Below are 294 nucleotides of genomic sequence, written 5' to 3'. Positions count from 1 at the left end.
AGATGCTCTTCGACGAGGGCTCCTTCGTCGAGCTCGACGAGCTGGCCCGGCACCGCTCGACCGCGTTCGGGCTGGACCAGCGCCGCCCCTACGGCGACGGCGTGGTCACCGGCTACGGCACCATCGACGGCCGCCAGGTGTGCGTGTTCTCCCAGGACTTCACCGTCTTCGGCGGCTCGCTGGGCGAGGTCTACGGCGAGAAGATCACCAAGGTGATGGACCTGGCCATCAAGACCGGCTGCCCGATCATCGGGATCAACGAGGGCGCCGGCGCCCGGATCCAGGAGGGCGTGG

1 protein-coding gene is annotated in these 294 nt (G+C 69.0%); it reads left to right on the top strand.

All coding sequences use genetic code 11. The annotated features are described in order from the left end of the window. A partial coding sequence (locus DDE18_RS22515) for a carboxyl transferase domain-containing protein (RefSeq protein WP_281258437.1) occupies positions 1-294 on the top strand: 294 nt, incomplete at both ends.

Source organism: Nocardioides gansuensis (assembly GCF_003076135.1).
Lineage (GTDB): Bacteria > Actinomycetota > Actinomycetes > Propionibacteriales > Nocardioidaceae > Nocardioides > Nocardioides gansuensis.
The sequence above is the reverse complement of the archived record's forward strand: the minus strand, read 5'-3'. Positions and strand labels throughout refer to the sequence as shown.